This window comes from Parafrankia colletiae (genome assembly GCF_001854655.1).
GTDB classification, from domain to species: Bacteria; Actinomycetota; Actinomycetes; order Frankiales; family Frankiaceae; genus Parafrankia; species Parafrankia colletiae.
Genome location: NZ_MBLM01000118.1, coordinates 34,662 through 49,869, shown reverse-complemented (window position 1 = coordinate 49,869; position 15,208 = coordinate 34,662). Strand labels below are relative to the sequence as shown.

At 72.1% G+C, this 15,208-nt stretch carries 12 protein-coding genes; 7 read left to right on the top strand and 5 right to left on the bottom strand.

Going from position 1 to position 15,208, the window contains the following annotated elements; translation table 11 throughout:
- Positions 1–51 precede the first annotated feature (51 nt).
- Both CC117_RS16465 and CC117_RS16460 read left to right on the top strand, forming a co-directional pair.
- Positions 52–981 carry an AraC family transcriptional regulator gene (locus tag CC117_RS16465; RefSeq protein WP_071085096.1) on the top strand — a complete coding sequence of 310 codons (930 nt, stop codon included), beginning with the start codon at positions 52–54 and terminating at the stop codon, positions 979–981.
- A 112-nt stretch (positions 982–1,093) separates the two neighbouring features.
- A complete protein-coding gene (locus tag CC117_RS16460; RefSeq protein ID WP_071085094.1) occupies positions 1,094–2,050 on the top strand; it encodes a hypothetical protein in 957 nt (318 codons plus the stop codon).
- Here the strand turns inward: CC117_RS16460 and CC117_RS16455 are convergent.
- Positions 2,004–3,194, bottom strand: coding sequence for an enoyl-CoA hydratase/isomerase family protein (locus CC117_RS16455; protein WP_241830160.1), 1,191 nt, complete (start codon positions 3,192–3,194; stop codon positions 2,004–2,006). The genes CC117_RS16460 and CC117_RS16455 overlap by 47 nt on opposite strands.
- 76 nt (positions 3,195–3,270) lie before the next feature.
- On the opposite strand from CC117_RS16455, the gene CC117_RS16450 reads away from it, so the two are divergent.
- The 4 genes from CC117_RS16450 (at position 3,271) to CC117_RS16435 (ending at position 11,732) form a co-directional block, all read left to right on the top strand.
- Complete coding sequence (locus tag CC117_RS16450; RefSeq protein ID WP_071085193.1) at positions 3,271–4,884, top strand: amidohydrolase family protein; 1,614 nt, start codon at positions 3,271–3,273, stop codon at positions 4,882–4,884.
- Between the two features lie 208 nt (positions 4,885–5,092).
- Positions 5,093–9,268, top strand: coding sequence for an nSTAND1 domain-containing NTPase (locus CC117_RS16445; protein WP_241830159.1), 4,176 nt, complete (start codon positions 5,093–5,095; stop codon positions 9,266–9,268).
- Positions 9,269–9,643: 375 nt separating this feature from the next.
- Complete coding sequence (locus CC117_RS16440; RefSeq protein WP_198541879.1) at positions 9,644–10,591, top strand: aldo/keto reductase; 948 nt, start codon at positions 9,644–9,646, stop codon at positions 10,589–10,591.
- Positions 10,592–10,730: 139 nt separating this feature from the next.
- Positions 10,731–11,732 carry an NAD-dependent epimerase/dehydratase family protein gene (locus CC117_RS16435; RefSeq protein WP_071085192.1) on the top strand — a complete coding sequence of 334 codons (1,002 nt, stop codon included), beginning with the start codon at positions 10,731–10,733 and terminating at the stop codon, positions 11,730–11,732.
- A gap of 82 nt (positions 11,733–11,814) precedes the next feature.
- Here the strand turns inward: CC117_RS16435 and CC117_RS16430 are convergent, their stop codons facing one another.
- Positions 11,815–12,603, bottom strand: coding sequence for a helix-turn-helix domain-containing protein (locus CC117_RS16430; protein ID WP_084132240.1), 789 nt, complete (start codon positions 12,601–12,603; stop codon positions 11,815–11,817).
- 47 nt (positions 12,604–12,650) lie between these two features.
- On the opposite strand from CC117_RS16430, the gene CC117_RS16425 reads away from it, so the two are divergent.
- On the top strand, positions 12,651–13,580 hold the full coding sequence (locus tag CC117_RS16425) for a TIGR03564 family F420-dependent LLM class oxidoreductase (protein ID WP_071085084.1): 930 nt from the start codon (positions 12,651–12,653) through the stop codon (positions 13,578–13,580).
- A gap of 173 nt (positions 13,581–13,753) precedes the next feature.
- Here CC117_RS16425 and CC117_RS16420 read toward each other — a convergent pair whose 3' ends face one another.
- The 3 genes from CC117_RS16420 to CC117_RS16410 are packed head-to-tail and all read right to left on the bottom strand — an operon-like array spanning position 13,754 to position 15,152.
- Positions 13,754–14,095: an antibiotic biosynthesis monooxygenase family protein gene (locus CC117_RS16420; RefSeq protein ID WP_071085083.1), complete on the bottom strand. Its 342-nt coding sequence runs from the start codon at positions 14,093–14,095 to the stop codon at positions 13,754–13,756.
- Positions 14,092–14,415: an antibiotic biosynthesis monooxygenase family protein gene (locus tag CC117_RS16415; RefSeq protein WP_071085081.1), complete on the bottom strand. Its 324-nt coding sequence runs from the start codon at positions 14,413–14,415 to the stop codon at positions 14,092–14,094. Before CC117_RS16415 ends, CC117_RS16420 begins: the two co-directional genes overlap by 4 nt.
- The gene (locus CC117_RS16410) at positions 14,415–15,152 is read right to left on the bottom strand and encodes an SDR family NAD(P)-dependent oxidoreductase (protein WP_071085079.1); all 738 of its coding nucleotides are present in this window, start codon (positions 15,150–15,152) and stop codon (positions 14,415–14,417) included. Before CC117_RS16410 ends, CC117_RS16415 begins: the two co-directional genes overlap by 1 nt.
- Positions 15,153–15,208: the final 56 nt, after the last annotated feature.

The window sequence follows — 15,208 nt, the reverse complement described above, 5'->3', positions numbered from 1 at the left end:
ACTCACGACCGCTCTGGACCGCCGTGGCGGGTGTTTGTACGCTTCACCGCCATGACATCCCCAGCACACCTGTCCGGGGGGCCGGGAGAATCGTCCGCGCTGGTTGACCTGCGTCGTGGCGGCGGCGCAGTCGGGGGCAGCCATCCGTACGAGGGCGAACGGCTCGTCACCGGCTGGCATGCGCATGACCTGCACCAGATCGAGTACGCGATCGCCGGTGTGGTGGAGGTCGAGACCTCCATCGCGCACTATCTGCTGCCGCCGCAGCAGGCCGCCTGGATCCCGGCCGGGCTGGCGCACCAGGCCACGATGAACGCCGCGACCCGCACCGTCGCGGTGATGTTCGACCCGGCCGTCGTCCCCAACCCCGGCGACCGGGCGCGGATCCTGGCGGTCTCCCCCCTCATCCGGGAAATGATCGTCTACTCGCTGCGCTGGCCGATCACGCGGACCGCGTCTGACAGCGTGGCGGACGAGTTCTTCCGCGCCCTGGGCCACCTGGTCGCCGAGGCCCTCGACCACGAGGCACCGCTGTGCCTTCCGACCTCGACAGACCCGGTCCTGTCCAGGGCCATGGCCTACACCCGGGCGCATCTCGGCGCGGTGACGGTCGGGGAGGTCAGCGGAGCCGTCGGAGTCTCGGAGCGTTCGCTGCGCCGCCAGTTCCGCGCGACGCTGGGGCTGTCCTGGCGCAGCTACCTGCTCCAGGCCCGCATTCTGCGAGCGATGGAGCTGTTCTCGGTGCCCGGGCGATCGGTGCTGGAGGTGGCCACAGCCGTCGGCTTCGACAACGGCAGCGCGTTCGCCCGGGCCTTCACCCAGTACTGCGGGGAGACGCCGTCGGCCTACCAGCGCCGCGTCGGCACCACCCGGCCCGCCCGGCCCGGGGCTCGCCCGTACACGACCTCGGGGCGACGCCCGGCGGCCGTCACCCGCCCGCCCGCACCTGCTGGTAGCGGCACCGCGCTACCAGCCCGTTAGGGGCGCGCTACCGGCTCGGGCGATCGTTCCCGGCGTCAGATCCGCGGCGGGAACCGATCCGCCGCGGTCTCCCGGGGAACAGCCCGACCGCGCCAGGGAAAGGCCGACCATCATGCCCATCGATGCGCCGCAGTACAACGGCATATCCGCCACCGACTACCTGCGGGAACTCCTGGACCTGTTCGAGAACGCGAACATCGGGATCATGGTCACCCGCTTCGACGGGGCCGTCAGACGGGCGAACCCGGCGCAGCGCCGGATCGCCGGCTGGGCCCCGTCGGACGCGGCCGGGCCAGCAGGCACGGCCGCGCCATCGGTCACGGCCAAGCCGTCGAGCGCGGCCAGGCCGTCGGCCCGCACGCTCCTCGGCGACGACGTGTGGGAGCAGGTGACCGCCGCGGCGGTCGACGGGCACGCCCTGCACAACCTGCCGGTCGACCTGCGGCGGGCGGACGGGTCGACGGTGGCCGCTCTGCTCGACGCCAACGGCGATGCCGACGGGGGCGTTCTCCGTCTGGTCACCCGTCCCGCGTTCAGTGGATCCCTGCCGGGGCCGGATGAGGCCGACACGCGGGCGTGGCACAAGCAGTGGAGCCAGAGCGAGGTCGGGCCGCTCCTCGGTGGGCTCGGCGAGACAGCGGTCACCGCGCTGACGAAGGAGCTGGAGGACCTCTTCGAGCTGCTGCCCGTGCCCCTGCACGGCATGGCCCGCACCGCCGAGGTCAGGCGGACCAACCTGATCCATCTGGCGTTCCTCGGCTGCGCCGACGAGCCCACCAGGTTCGTCGGGCAGAACCTGCTCGGCATCTTCGCCGTCGAGGAGGATCTGGTCGCACTCGGCGAGTCGATGACCGTCGACAACGCGATCCTGAACTACCCGACCACGATCCGCCGCCTCGACGGCACCCTGCTGCCCATGCAGGTCTACTCCAGCACGGTGACCCGCGACGGCGAGTTCGTCGGCACCCGCTGCTTCCTCTTCTTCACCGACGCGTCGGACGCCCCCGACGGCCCCCGGCCGTTCACCGCCCACCCGGTTCCGGCAACGGTGGACGGGTATCGCCGCTGACCGGCCGGACGTCGTCGACCAGCCCCCACGCAGCAGCGACCGCGGTGCCGACAGCCCAGCCGGTCAACGACAGAAAGGCGGTACGCTCCCGGCCCACCCGGCGGACGATGCTGGACGTCCCGCCGGCCCCGGGGATGAGCCCCATCGCCAGCTCGGGCAGCCGGAACGTGGTCCGCGGGTCGGCGACCACCCGGCGGGCGAACGCGGGGACCTCGACTCCGGCGCCCACGCACGTCCCGTGCACGTAGGCCGTTGCCAGGTCGGCGCACCGCAGCAGTGCCATCGGGATGCTGCGGGACGTCCGCACGGCATGGCCGACGGCCGGGTCGGGGAGCGTGCCGAACTCCGAGAGATCTCCGCCGCTGCAGAAGGTCGGGCCGACGCCCCGCAGCCGCACGGCGCTGACGCTGGGATCGCCGGCGGCCAGGGTGAACGCGTCGACCAGGCCGTCACGCAGGTCCCGGCTGACAGCGTTGCGCACCTGCGGACGGTTCAGCTCGACCCACAGCTCGTCGCCGTCACGATCGACGAGGACGGCCGGCGCGGTGGGCACCGGAGAGGCCCCGGAGGCGACCACCGACGCCGATGCCGTCGATGTCGTCGTCGCCGACGACGATGCCGCGCGGCGCGCCCGGGCCGCGCGGTGGCCGGCGAGCCAGGCCGCGAACTCGGTGCCTGCCTGCAGGGTGGAGTAGACGAACGACTCCGCGATCACCGCGTCCCGGACGTCGAGGCGCGCCGAGTACCGCACGAGCTGGGTGAACGCCACCGAGGCCGCCGGCACGGCGCGGGTCATCGCGGCGATCGCCACGAGCGCCTCCGCCGTCCCGCCGGGCTGGCCGTCACTCCCCCGGCCCACCGGGCCGACCCAGGGCGCCGGCGGCTCGGGCTGATCGGTCAGCAGGATGTCGAAGCCCGCGGTCTCGATCCCCGGGGGGAGGCCCGACAGGTCAGGGGCGACACCCACCAGCACGCACGGCAGCCACCGGGCGAGCGCGCCGACCTCGACCGCCCGCGGCCCCCGGATCCGGACCGCGAGCAGCGGTTTCCCGTTGTACGCCGCGAACATCTCGGGGTCGGCACGCAGCGCGACCAGTGCCTCCTCCGGTTCCAGGACAGCGGGCGCTGCGCAGGCGGTGTTCACCGTGCCCACCGTACGGATTCCGTACGCTCGGCATGCCCGTTCACCGTTCACCGGCCCGCCAGACGAGGTGATCGCCGTGTTGGTCCGACGCGCCGAGATCCTCGCGGCCACACCCGCCGTCGGCCCCGGCCCGGGAACGCCGCGGGCCGATCTGGTGGACGTCCGCCTCGCCGGTGGGACCGTCGTCGAGATCGGGCCGCCGGGGCGGCGCCTGGATCGGCGCCCCGGCGAGGAGGAGTTCGACGCCGCCGGAGGCGCGTTGCTGCCCGGCCTGCACGATCATCACCTGCACCTGATGTCGCTGGCCGCCTCGATGGCCTCGGTGTTCCTCGGGCCGCCCGCGGTCGCCGACGCGCGGGAGTTCGCCCGGCGGCTGGGTGAGGCCGCCGGCGCCGCGCGCAGGTCACCCCGCGGCGGCTGGGTGCGCGGCATCGGCTACCACCCGGCCACGGCGGGGGATCTCGACCGCTGGGCCCTCGACGCCCTCACCGGCGACGTACCGACCAGGGTGCAGCATCGCGGCGGTGCGCTGTGGGTGCTCAACTCGGCCGCGCTGCGCGAGGTCGGCCTAAGCCCGCACGCCGGCGTCGGCGTCGGCGTCGGCGTCGGCGTCGGCGAGGGGATCGAGCGGACCGCAGCCGGGACGCCCACCGGCCGCCTGTGGCGGCTCGACAGCTGGCTTGCCGCCCGGGTCCCGCGCGTCGCGGTCGATCTCGGAGCGCTTGGCCGGGCCGCGCTGGCGGCAGGGGTCACCGGCTTCACCGACGCCACGCCCGAGCGGCGGCCCTCCGATCGAGCCGCGCTCGCGGAGGCGGTGGTCGCGGGGGTGCTGCCCCAGCGCCTCACCCTGATGCGCTCCTCGGCGGAGACAGAACTGCCTGTCCGGCCCGGAACGTGTGGTCCGGACGGGGCGTGGGCGCCGGGCGGTGCGCCGGAACGGCTCCGTTCGGGGTGGGAGTCCCGGCTCACGGCCGGACCGCTGAAGATCATGCTGGACGACACCGATCTGCCGGACCCGGACCGCCTCGCCGAGCGGGTCCGGGCGGCCCACCGGTCCGGTGTGCCGGTGGCCGTGCACTGCGTGACCCGCGTCCAGCTCGTGGTGACCCTCGCGGCGATCGAGGCCGCCCGGCCCAGCGCCGGCGGTGCCCCCGCCACCGCGACCGGCCTGAGCAGCCTGGTGCCAGGCCGGCCGGCCGACCGGATCGAGCACGGGGCGGTGATCCCCCCGGAGCTGGCCACGCTCATCCGCGCGGCCGGGCTCACGGTCGTCACCCAGCCGAACTTCGTGGCCGAGCGCGGCGACGCCTACCTCGCCGAGGTCGACCCGGACGACATCCCCTGGCTCTATCCGTGCCGGTCACTGCTTGCCGCCGGTATCGCGGTCGCCGCCGGGACCGACGCGCCGTTCGGCCACCCGGACCCGTGGCGGGCCGTCCGGGCCGCCGTCCACCGGCGCACCCCCGCCGGCACGCTGCTCGGGGCGGCCGAGCGGGTGGACGGACGCAGCGCCCTCGACCTGTTCCTCGGCCACCCCGAGAGTCCCGCCCGGCCGCGTCGGATCTGCCTGGGTATGACCGCGGACCTGTGCCTACTGCGCGTCCCGCTCGACGAGGCGCTGGCCAACCCGCAGGCAGCGGACGTCGCCGCCACCTTCATCGACGGCACGCTCGCCTACGCCGCCTCCTAGGCGGTCGCCCGGCCCGCCGCTCCGGCAACCGCTCCGCTCCGCACGAGAACTCGGTGACTCAGTACCAAGCCCGCCGGTTCCGGGACGGGGCGGTTCACCTGCCGGCCCCGGCATAACACGTCCCCGCTGGTCTCTGCGTGGCGGCTCTATGGCGCTTCGTCGCTGGTGGCAGGCTGGAGGTATGGATGTGGGTACGGGGGTACCGCGGGTGGATAGTGATGATGATGCCGCGAAGGGCGAGAAGGAACGCGCGGCGGGGGCGGATTTTTTCATCTCCCACACGAGGGTGGACCGGGAGTGGGCAGAGTGGATTGCCTGGGAGCTGGAGGCTGCTGGCTACCGAGTGCTGGTGCAGGCGTGGGATTTTACCGCTGGATCGAACTTTGTCCGGGAGATGCACCGTGCGGCGATGACGGCCGCGCGGACGGTGGCGGTGCTTTCACCGGCCTATCTGACCTCGGCGTACGCCGAGGCGGCATGGCAGGCCGCCTGGAATGCCGATCCGTCGGGGGCTGACGGCAAGTTGCTGGCGGTCCGGGTGGAGGACTGTCCCCAGCCGGGGTTGTTGGGGCAGCTGGTCGGGGTGGATCTGTTCGCGGTCGACCGGTCGACCGCTCGGCAGCGGCTTTTGGCAGCTGCTACCAGGACGCGGCTCAGGCCCGCACATTCTCCGACGTTTCCCGGCGGACGGCGCGCCCATACGGGCTACCCTCCGCCAGGGTTTCCGGGCCCGACCCGGGGGTGGGAGGCGGTGTGGCAGCCTGGCCGCTCGCCGTTTCCGGGTTTGGACGCCTTCGACGCGAGCCGGGCAATGGTGTTCAAGGGCCGAGAGGAGGACACCCGGTTGCTGGCCGACAGCCTCACTCGTCCGGGCGGGGATGGCAGCGGGCTGGTGGTGGTGGTTGGCCCATCTGGCTGTGGTAAGTCGTCGCTAGTTGCGGCCGGACTCGTCCCCATGATGGCGCAGGATCCAAATTGGTTGGCCGTGCCTGCTTTGGTACCGGGGGGTCGACCGCTTGCTGCGTTGGCAGAGGCGCTCACCGAGGCCGGTCGCCAGCATGATCTAGCCTGGGAGGCGGACGAGTTGGCCGATCGACTGGCCGAGCCCGGTGCGGTGGTGGAGGTGGYCCGAGAGCTGCTTGCAGCGGTGCAGGCGCGGCGGCTGCTGCTGGTGATCGACCAGGCCGAGGAACTGCTGGTCCGTACTTGTGCGGCCGGYCGGGCGGAGTTCCTGGCTCTGCTGGCGGAGGCGAGCGCTGGACCAGTGCGAGTGGTTGCCACTTTGCGTTCGGAATACCTGGACCAGCTCATTGAAGAAGCCACGCCGGTCAGGCTGCGAGTGYGGACTGAGGCAGTTCACCCGTTGCCGCGTCACCTGCTGCCCTTGGTGATCACCGGGCCTGCGAGCCTGGCCGGGCTGACGGTCGAGGACGAGCTGGTCGCCCGGATAGTCGCCGATACGGGTGACGGGCACGGGCTGCCGCTGTTGGCCTACACCCTTCAGCGGTTGCACGCCCACGCCAACCAGGTGGGTACGGCTGTGCTGTCCGCCGCTCTTTACGACGCCATCGGCGGGGTCCGCGGTGCGCTCGTTGACCACGCCGACGCCGCCGTCGCCGAGGCAAGCGCTGCTACCGGCCGCAGCAACGAGCAGGTGCTCGCCAGCCTTGTCCATCTGATCGGCGTGGACACCGAGGGCCGGCCGACCCGCCGTCGGGTTCCTCTCGACCACCTCATGGTCCCGGTCCGCGCTGCGCTCACTCCGTTCGTGGTCCGCAGACTGCTCACCGTGGACGCTGTCCCGGGCGGTCCGGCTACCGTCGAGGTCTCCCACGAGCGGCTGCTGACCGCTTGGCCCCCGCTCGCCACGGCGATCGCCGTGGCATCGGACCGGCTGCGGCAGCGGAGCCAGGCCGAGACGGCGRCCGAGGACTGGCAGCGCCGTGGCCGTCCGGCCACGCGGCTGTGGAACTTGGGCCTCGCGACCGCAGCCCTCACTGCGGTTGGATCCGAGGAGCTGACTCCCACAGCTCGCGTCTTCTTGACCGCGAGTCGCCGGCGGGCGCAGCGCCGCCTGGCCGGGGCCTTCATCGTCCTAATCGTCCTTTTACTGGTCGCGACCAGCTTCGGGGTCACCGCGTACATACAAGGTGGAGCCGCTGACCGGCAGCGCTATACGGCCGAAGCTCGCCGTCGCACCGCCGTCGTCGACCGGCTTCTCAACCTGGCTGACACCACACGCTCCGCTGATCCAACCGCCGCGCTCCGCCTCGCTGTCGCTGCCGGCACCCTCGCAGCCGATGAGGACACGACAGCCCGAATCCGGGGAAATCTTCTCGTCACCCTCGCCGGTGTTCCCGCCCTGACCGCCACCCTCGTCGGCCACACCGGCCCAGTGACCGCGGTGGCATTCGGGTCGGGCGGGTTGCTGGCCACCGGTAGCGAGGATGGCACGGTGCGGTTGTGGGATACCTCCGATTCGCGGCGTATCCACCAGATCGGCATCCCCCTCACCGGTCACACCGGCACGGTGTATGCAGTGGCGTTCGGGCCGGGTGGGCTGCTGGCCACCGGCGGCCTCGACGGCACGGTGCGGCTGTGGGACACATCCAGTTCGCAGCACGCCCATCAGATCGACCGCCCCCTCACCGGTCACAACGGCCCGGTGTTCACCGTGGCGTTCGGGTCGGGCGGGTTGCTGGCCACCGGCGGCTTCGACAGCACGGTGCGGCTATGGGATGCGTCCGATCCTCAGCGCGTCCGCCAGGTCGGTGCTCCCCTCACCGGCCACACCTTCCCGGTAACCGCGGTGATGTTCGGACCGGGTGGGTTACTGGCCACCGGCAGCGCCGACAAAACAGTACGCCTGTGGATTACCTCCAACCCGCAGCATGTCCGTCCGGTCGATGCTCCTCTCACCGGCCATACCAACTCAGTGAATACGGTGGCGTTCGGCCCGGATGGATTGCTCGCCACTGGTGGCGTCGACAGTACGGTGCGGTTGTGGGATATCTCCGACCCTCAGCGGGTCCGCGAGGTCGGTCCGCCTCTTACCGGCCACACCGATGAGGTCCGCGCGCTGACGTTCGGACCGGGTGGGATGTTGGCCACCGCCAGCAGCGACAAGACGGTGCGGTTGTGGGGCACCTCCGATCCCCAGCACGTCCGCTCACTCGGTACGTCCCTCACCGGCCACACCGACCAGGTGAACGCGGTGGGATTCTCGTCGGGTGGATTGCTGGCCACCGGCAGCGCGGACGGCACGGTGCGCTTGTGGAACACGTCCGATCCGCAGCGTGTCCATCCGCTTGGCCAGCCCCTCGTCAACCACGGCGGCCCGGTGACCGCGCTGGCGTTCGGGTCGAGTGGGCTGTTGGCCACCGGCAATGCGGACGGCACGGTGCGGTTGTGGAACAGGTCTGACCCGTGGCGTGTCCGCGAGGTCGGTCCGCCCCTCACCGGTCACACCGGCACGGTGCATGCAGTGGCGTTCGGGCCGGGTGGGCTGCTGGCCAGTGTCGGCGGTACCGACAGCATGGTGCGGTTGTGGGATGTCTCGGATCCGCAGCGTGCCCGCCTGGTGGGTGAGCCCCTCACCGGCCACACCAACTCGGTGAATACGGTGGCGTTCAGGCCGGATGGGCTGCTGGCCACCGGCAGCGACGACAGGACGGTGCGTCTGTGGGATACCTCCAACCCGCAGCGTGTCCGCCAGGTCGGCGTGCCCCTCACCGGCCACACCAACTCGGTGAATACGGTGACGTTCAGGCCGGATGGGCTGCTGGCCACCGGCAGCAGCGACTCCACGGTACGGCTGTGGGATACCTCAGACCGAGTGCACGTCCACGCGGCTGGCCCGGCTCTCAGCGGTCACACTTTCCCGGTCAATGCGGTGGCGTTCGGGCCGGGTGGTTTGCTGGCCACCGGCAGCGCCGACAGGACGGTGCGGTTGTGGGACGTCGCGGATCCACAGCGTGCCCGGCTGGCGGGCGAGCCCCTCACCGGCCATTCCGACTCGGTGAGTGCGGTGGCGTTCGAGCCGGGTGGGCTGCTACTGGTTACCAGCGGCGACGACAAGGCACACCTCTGGGACACCTCTGACCCGCAGGATGTCCACCAGATTGGCCAGCCTCTCACCGGTCATGCCTTGCCGGTGAATGCGGTGGCGTTCGGGCCGGATGGGTTGCTGGCCACGGCCAGCAGCGATGCCACGATGCGCCTGTGGGATACCAGAGATCTGGGGTCGTTGCGGGAACATACCTTCGAGGTGGCGTGCCAGCTGGCCGGTCGAGGTCTGGCCGAACCGGAATGGCGACAGTACGTCTCCGGCACAAACGATGACCCTTATCGTGAATCATGTCGAGACCGACGCCCGACCGGCTAGTTACCGGCGTACCGCCACCCGCCGCGGCAGCAAACGCCCTCGTCTCCGTCTCCCGCCCCATGCTCATGATCGCCTGGCACCTCTTCCGGACCCCCTCCGCGACCTCGTCCCGACAGCATCACCCTGAGCCGTTTTCGACTCAGGGTGAGCTGACGCGCCAGGCGAGGGCGCGCAGCCCGTCGGGCCCGGATCCGAGCCCGACGACGAGCCCCCGTCCGGTGAAGTCGGCGAGGATCACGCCGTTGGCAATCGTTGGTCAAGCGGCTCTGCGTGCCGCGGCCGAGGGCGGCCTGGCTGTGGCGCCCGCCGAGGGTGCCGAGGTCGGTGAGCCGAGAACCGTCTCACCGGACGGCGTGGTCGGAGCCGTCGGCGGCGGTGACGGTACCGGCGATCTGCCCGCGGTCGTTGATGCCGGTCGCCGCGCTCTCGCCGCCCGCGGGCGTGGGGAGGTCGGTCGTCTGTCCACGGACCCACCGGAACGCCTGGGAGCGCACTCCGCCCGGGACGGCCGGAGGCGAGCGAGACCCGGCTCAACGGCTCGGACCCGGTGCTCCAGTCGGGCGCGAGAAGGACGTCGCCCCGGTCGTTGACGGCGACCGCCTGGTACCCGCGAGGACCGAGGTTGACGGGGTTGATGGGGTTGATGGGTGCGACGGGCAGTCCCGCCGACGCTCGCTGCTCTGGCTCGGGCCCCACGCCGACATTTTCGTCACCACGAAGCTGTGGCTGAGCGACTACGGCTACGACTCCACCCATCGGGCCTTCGACGCCAGCCTGCACCGGCTCGGTCTGGACCACGTCGACCTGTACCTGCTGCACTGGCCCGTGCCCGCCGACTTCGACGCCACCGTCGACTCCTACCAGGCCGCCGAGAAGATCCTCGCCGACGGCCAGGCGCGGGCCATCGGCGTCTCCAACTTCGGTCCCCGGCACCTGGCCGACCTCCTCGACCGGACCGACGTGGTTCCCGCCGTCAACCAGGTGGAACTGCACCCGTTCTTCACCCAGCCGGACGTCCGCGCCGCCGATGCCGCCCACGGGATCGTCACCCAGTCGTGGTCGCCGATCGGCGGAGTGCTGTCCAACCACCCGGCCGGGCCCGGCACCGCCGTCAGGCCGATCGGCCACCCCACCGTCACCTCCCTGGCGGCCAGGTACGGCAGGACCCCGGCGCAGGTGGTGCTCCGCTGGCACGTCCAGCACGGGCTGTCGGCCATCCCCAAGTCGGTGCGGGCCCACCGCATCGCCGAGAACATCGACATCTTCGACCGTCGTGGCGCGGCTCGGCACTCCTGGCTGGAGGTGTCAGGCCCCCAGCGCTGACGGCCGCGGAATCAGGGAGGATCTGACTCCAACCGAAGACGTCCCTGCCGCGCCCGCCACGGCCTCGCCACGACCGTGGCGGGGCGGGGACGTGCCGACGCGGCAGCCGGACCTGCGCGATCCGGAAGGTGGTCAGGTCATGGTCGACACACACCTGGTGATGGGAGCGAGCGGCTATCTGGGCTCGCATGTCACGCGGCAGCTTGTGGAGCGCGGCGACGACGTCCGGGTGTGGGTCCGCCGGTCCAGTTCGACGCGGGCCTTCGACGACTTACCGGTGCAGCGTTTCCACGGCGACCTCGTCGACGACGCGGCGATGCGCGAGGCGATGCGCGGGGTCGACACGGTGTTCTACTGCATCGTCGACACCCGGGCGTGGCTGCGCGACCCGGCCCCGCTGTTCGCGACGAACGTCGACGGTCTGCGGCACGCGCTGGACGCGGCGCTCGAGATGCAGGTGCGGCGCTTCGTGTTCTGCAGCACGGTGGGCACGATCGGCATCTCGGCGGACGGCCGCCCGGCCGACGAGGATCTTCCGCACACCTGGCAGCACCTGGGCGGGCCCTACATCCAGGCGCGTGTCGCCGCCGAGGATCTCGTTCTGCACTACTGCCGTGAGCGCGGGCTGCCGGGGATCGCCCTGTGCGTGTCGACGACCTACGGAGCACCCGACCACGGCTCGCCGCACGGCCGCCTGGTGTCCGAGGCCGCGAAGGGCAGGCTGCCGGCCTACTTCGGCAACGCGGCGATGGAGGTGGTCGGCGTCGCCGACGCCGCCGCCGCGTTTCTGCTCGCGGCGGAGAAGGGACGCGTCGGCGAGCGGTACATCATCAGCGAGCGTTACATGACCTGGAAGGAACTGGTCATGACCGCGGCCGAAGCCGGCGGAGCCAAGCCGCCGCGGTTCGGGATTCCGCTCACCGTGATGAAGGCGGTCGGTCGCCTCGGTGACGTGGTCGGGCGGGTGCTGCGCCGCGACGTGGTGATGACCAGCGTCAGCGTCCGGTTGATGCACTTCATGCCGCCGCTCGACCACGGCAAGGCCACCCGGGAACTCGGTTGGGAGCCCTCCCCGACGCCGGAGGCCGTCCGCGCGGCCGCGCGGTTCTACCTCGAGCAGCAGCGCCAGACCGCCGGCTGAGCGGCCGGGCAGGCCCGGCGCTTTCCCACCCGCCAGGCGAGACGTGCCGGTTGCCCCTCGGTGCTCGGCGGCGGGTATCGGCTCAGACCTCCCGTCGCGCGGGTGCGGCGACGAGGATGGCGATCTCGGTCTCGCCGGTGGGATGCAGCAGATGGGCCGTCGCGGGTTCACCGGCCGCATCGATCACGGGGTGGCCGAAGGCGCCGACTCCGCGGCAGTCCCACACCAGGCCCAGGGTCGGGTGGTCCGCGCGCAACAGCGCGCCGACCTCGGCGATCCGCGGGTCACCGGCGTGCAGGTCGGCGGCCATGCGGAACTGCCGCGCGGCCGCCAGCAGCAGTCCGGCCGGCGCCGACGCGGCGGCCAGCAGCCAGACCACGTGCCGGCGCGACGGTTCGTACCCGGCGGGGTCGCCCCAGACCCGGGCCCAGGCGGCATTGGTGTCCACGACGTCGAGGCGGTGGTCGAGCAGCGCGGCGGGGCTGGTCGGCCAGCTGTCCAGCAGACCGACCAGCCCGCGCAGGTATCCGGCGGGCGGGGCGACGGCCGGCGGCTCGGGCACCGAGAGCCGGCGCAGGTGCCGGCGCCCGACCTCGTCGAGCCGCAACACCCGGCCGACGGCATCGAGGACCTGCGCCGACGCCGTCGCCCGGCCCTGCTCCAGCCCGGTGTACCAGGTCAGGCTGACTCCGGACAGGGACGCGAGTTCCTCGCGGCGCAACCCCTGGCTGCGCCGACGCCCACCGGCGGGCAACCCGACACTGGCCGGTTCGACCAGCCTCCGGTACGCCCGCAGGCAGGCTCCGAGCTCCCGGCGCCGGGCCGCCGCCGCACCGGTCACGGGCGAGGGTGTCACTTGCACTGACACCATCAGCAGCCTCCTGGTTCGCGTACCCGAGCCCGGCCACGCTGGGTGTCGTGATCCGTATCGGTGTCAACCTCGCAGCCGGCCTGGGCACTCCCGGGTCCGGCAACCTCGTCGACGACCTTGTGCAGGTCGCCCGGACTGTCGCCGCCGCCGACGTCCCGGTCGGGTGGCTTCCGCAGGGCTATGGCTACGACGCCGTCGGCGTCCTGACCGCGGTGGCCCGGGAGGTGCCCGGAATCGAGCTGGGCACCTCCGTGGTCGTCGTCCAGCCGCGTCATCCCCGGGTCCTGGCCGCGCAGGCGCTGACAGCACAGGCCGCGGCCCACGGGCGGTTCACGCTCGGGCTCGGCGTCAGCCATCCCGGCCTGCTGGAGATCTACGGTCAGCCGTTCCACCAGCCGGTCGCCGCGCTGCGCGCCCATCTCGACACCCTGCTGCCCATCCTCGACGGACGCAGTGTCCCCGGAGCCACCGGCGCAGGTTCCGATCCCGCCGACAGCGCCGTGCCCGGTGCAGCGGCCCGCGTCCCCGTCCTGCTTGGCGCGCTCGGGCCGACGATGCTGCGGCTCGCCGGGGAACGCACGGACGGCACGATCACCTTCCTCGCCGGACCGCGCACCATCGGCGACCATGTCGTGCCGCTGATCGAAGCGGCGGCCCGGGACGCGGGCCGGCCCGCCCCTCGCGTCGTCGTGGGGCTGCCGGTGGCGGTGACGTCCACACCGGACCGCATCCGTGCCGAGCTCAGTACCGAGTACGCGGGCTACGCGCAGCTGCCCTCCTACCGCGCAGCGCTCGACCGCGACGGTCTTCCCGAACCAGGCGCCATCGCCGTGGTCGGCGACGAGGAGGCGGTCCTGGGCCAGCTGTCCGCCTACTCTGCACTCGGTGCCACCGACGCGCTGGTCAGCCTGGCCGGCACAGCTGAGGAACGCGCACGGACCCTGCGTCTCCTCGGCGCCGGCCGACTCGCCTTATAGCCTCGGCCGGCTCGCCGGCGGAGCAGCGCCGATCACTCATCGGGCCCGGCGGCCAGAGGCCCGGCAGCGGCGAGGGCCGACAGCGCAAACACCACTGGCCCGGTGGGGCGGCGGAGGTCTCTTCCGCTGCCCCACCGGGCCAGGCATGCCCCCGTGGGTGTTCGTCAGGTGGTTCAGATGCCGTCCGGCTCAGTGAAGGGGCCGTCCGGGCCGTAGGCGGCGACCTCGGTGTAGATGACCGCGCGCATCGCCGGGTCCTGCAGCGGCCGCAGTGGGGAGGTCGCCGGCTTGTGCTCGACGCCGGACTCCCACGCGGCGAACTCGGCCATGCTCGTCCATTCGCTGACCACCGCGAAGCGGGACGGTTCCGCGGCCGAGCGCAGCAGACGGTTACCGAGCAGGCCGGGCGTACCGACGAGCTTGGAGCTGATCTCGTGGTAAGCCCGTTCCACCGCACCGGGGTCGCCGGGCGGTTCGACCGCCCAGAGCATCACCCGGACCCGGCCGCCGGTCATGTGGCCGCCGCGCCGGGGAGGTGGGCGAGCACCGTGCCGGTCACCATCGAGCCGCTGGCGCGCAGCGGGTGCAGGATCTTGCGGTGCTCCAGATGGCCCGGGCTCTGCTCGAACTCCCGGAACTGCGGCTCGTCCACCCAGTCGCTGATGATGACGTAGGTGCCCGCCTCGTCCTCGGAGCGGATCAGCCACTGGCCGAGGTTGGCCGGGTGGTTGGTGACCCCGTCCCCGATCCGGAGCCAGGTCTGCTCGAACTCCTGTTCCCGGCCGGGGTGGATGTGCATCGTCAGGATGATGCGGAACGGCTGCGGGTGACCCATCAGATGCCTCCGTCGACCGTGAAGGTGGCGCCGTTGACGTAGCTGGAGACGTCGCTGGCGAGGAACAGGACGACGGCGGCGACCTCGTGGGCCTCGCCGAGCCGGCCGAGCGGGATGCGGTTGGTGTAGGCGGTGCGGGCGGCCTCGGGCATGCCGGCGGCCTGGTCGGTCTCGATGACGCCCGGCGAGACCAGGTTGACCCGGATGCCCTTGGTGCCGAGCTCCTTGGACAGCGAGCGGGTGAGGCCGATGAGGCCGGTCTTCGCCGCGGTGTAGTGGGCGCGCAGCGGCACGCCGACGAGCCCGGCGCCGGAGCCGATGTTGACCACGGTGCCGGAGTCGCCGAGCAGCTCGAGCGCGCCCTGGGTGACCAGGTGGGTGGCGGTGAGGTTGGTGGTCAGCACCTGCGTCCACGCCTCGAGCGGCAGCTGCGCGTACGGGATGTGGCTGATCGTCCCGACGCTGTTCACGACGATGTCGAGGCCGCCGAGATGGGCCTTGGTGGCCGCGATCAGCTCGGTGATCTGCGCGGGGTCGGCGACGTCGGCCTGCACCAGCAGGTGGTCGTTGCCGGTGGCCTTGAGCTCGAGGCGCAGGCTCTCCGCCTCCTCGGTCTCCCGCTGGTGACCGACGACGACGGTGGCGCCGGCCTGGGCGAGCCCCAGGACGACGGACCGGCCGATACCGCGCGTGCCACCGGTGACCAGGGCACGCTTGCCGGCCAGGTCTGGAAACATCAGTGTTCCTCTCTACCGCTTACGGAGATGTGACGATCTGTGGGGTGGGTGCGCCT

Excerpts from the sequence above, each read along its gene's own strand:
- CC117_RS16460 (WP_071085094.1), top strand. The coding sequence starts at position 1,094 with ATGCCCATCGATGCGCCGCAGTACAACGGCATATCCGCCACCGACTAC.
- CC117_RS16435 (WP_071085192.1), top strand. The coding sequence starts at position 10,731 with ATGGTCGACACACACCTGGTGATGGGAGCGAGCGGCTATCTGGGCTCG.
- CC117_RS16465 (WP_071085096.1), top strand. The coding sequence starts at position 52 with ATGACATCCCCAGCACACCTGTCCGGGGGGCCGGGAGAATCGTCCGCG.
- CC117_RS16415 (WP_071085081.1), bottom strand. The coding sequence starts at position 14,415 with ATGGGTCACCCGCAGCCGTTCCGCATCATCCTGACGATGCACATCCAC.
- CC117_RS16420 (WP_071085083.1), bottom strand. The coding sequence starts at position 14,095 with ATGACCGGCGGCCGGGTCCGGGTGATGCTCTGGGCGGTCGAACCGCCC.
- CC117_RS16430 (WP_084132240.1), bottom strand. The coding sequence starts at position 12,603 with ATGGTGTCAGTGCAAGTGACACCCTCGCCCGTGACCGGTGCGGCGGCG.
- CC117_RS16410 (WP_071085079.1), bottom strand. The coding sequence starts at position 15,152 with ATGTTTCCAGACCTGGCCGGCAAGCGTGCCCTGGTCACCGGTGGCACG.